General features: G+C 70.5%; 2 protein-coding genes. Both read left to right on the top strand.

The window, feature by feature from the left end; genetic code table 11:
- The coding region (gene treZ, locus FV228_RS28430; protein ID WP_147857544.1) for a malto-oligosyltrehalose trehalohydrolase at positions 1–1,658 on the top strand (1,658 nt) is incomplete at its 5' end.
- On the top strand, positions 1,655–1,860 hold a 206-nt coding region (locus FV228_RS28425; protein WP_147857543.1), incomplete at its 3' end, for a hypothetical protein. The genes treZ and FV228_RS28425, both read left to right, overlap by 4 nt.

The following is a 1,860-nucleotide window of genomic DNA, read 5'->3' as shown; positions in this document are numbered from 1 at the left end:
GCACCGCCCTGCCCGGGGTGAAGCCCGGCGCCCGCTACGGCTTCCGGGTCGACGGCGACCTCGTGGCGCCGGACCCGGCCTCGCGCTTCCAGCCGGACGACGTCTCGGGCCTCAGCGAGGTCATCGATCCCCGCGCCTTCGCGTGGACGGACGAGGCCTGGACCGGGCGCCCGTTCGAGGAGGCGGTGATCTACGAGTGCCATGTCGGCACCGCGACCCCGGAGGGCACCTATGCCGCCCTGCAGGCGCGCCTGCCCGATCTCAATGCGCTCGGCGTCACCGCGATCGAGCTGCTGCCGCTCGCCGACTTCAAGGGCTCGCGCAACTGGGGCTACGACGGGGTCCTGCCCTACGCCCCCGACGGCGCCTATGGCCGCCCGGACGACCTCAAGCGCCTGATCGACGCCGCCCACGGGCTCGGGCTGATGGTCTACCTCGACGCGGTCTACAACCATTTCGGGCCGGCCGGGAATTACCTGCACGCCTACGCCAAGACCTTCTTCACCGAGCGCCACCAGACCCCGTGGGGCGCCGGCATCAACTTCGACGGCAAGGAGAGCGGCGCCACCGTGCGGCAGTTCTTCATCCAGAACACCCTGTACTGGCTGGAGGAATACCATTTCGACGGCCTGCGCTTCGACGCCGTCCACGCCATCCTCGACGATTCCCCGCGCCATTTCTTGGCCGAGCTCGGTGAGACGGTCCGCAAGACCTTCCCGGACCGCGACATCCACCTGATGCTCGAGAACGAGGCCAACCAGGCGCGCTGGCTCGAGCGCGACGGCGCCGGGCGGCCGAAGATGCACGACGCGCAATGGGCCGACGACCTGCACCATTGCTGGCACGTGCTGCTCACCGGCGAGGACGCCGGCTATTATCAAAGCTTTGCCGACAAACCAGTCGAGCGCCTGGCCCGCTGCCTGGCGGAGGGCTTCGCGTATCAGGGCGAGCCGTTCGCCACCCTCGACAACCACCCGCGCGGCGAGCCCTCGGGCCACCTGCCGCCCTCGGCCTTCGTGACCTTCCTGCAGAACCACGACCAGGTCGGGAACCGGGCGCTCGGCGAGCGGCTCTCGCATCTGGCCGACCCGAAAAAGCTCGATCTCGCCCGGGCCGGCTTTTTGCTGGCGCCGCAGATCCCGATGCTCTGGATGGGCGAGGAATGGTCGGCCTCGACGCCGTTCCTGTTCTTCGTGGACTTCGCCCCGGATACGGACCTCAACACCGCGGTGCGCGAGGGCCGCCGCCGGGAGTTCAAGAGTTTTGCGGCGTTCGCCGACGATACCTCGAAGATCCCGGATCCGACCGAGCGCGAGACCTTCGAGGCCTCGAAGCTCGACTGGTCGGAGCGGGCGCGCTCGCCGCACCGCGAGGTGCTGGCCGAGACGACACGGCTGCTCTCTCTGCGCCGGGACGTCGTGGTGCCGCTGGCGAAGTCCGGCTACCAGGGCGCCGCCGCCACCCTGCCGCGATCCGACGTGGTCGATTGCACCTGGCGCTTCGGCGCCGGCACCCTGCGGTTCGTCGCCAATGTCGGGGACGCGGCCTTCGCGGTCGATCCGGGCGATGCCCGGGTGGTCTGGACCAACGCCCCCGACAAGACCGGACGGGACCTGCCCGCCTGGACCGGCCTGTTCCTCGCGGAGACCCACGCGTGAGCCCCCTCGAAAAACTCGCCGCCCTCGTCGGCGTCGCCTCCGGATACACCGACGCCTTCGGCCAGCCGGTGGAGACCTCCCTGGAGGTCCGGCGCGGCCTGCTCGCGGCGCTCGGCTTCGCGGTCGAGGACGAGGCCGGCATCAGCGAGAGCCTGGCCCAGGTCGAGGCCCTGCGCTGCGGCCTGGTCCCGCCGCTCCTGCC

The organism is Methylobacterium sp. WL18 (genome assembly GCF_008040015.1).
GTDB classification, from domain to species: Bacteria; Pseudomonadota; Alphaproteobacteria; order Rhizobiales; family Beijerinckiaceae; genus Methylobacterium; species Methylobacterium mesophilicum.
Note: the sequence above shows the minus strand (reverse complement) of the source record. Positions and strands in the feature narration are given on the sequence as shown.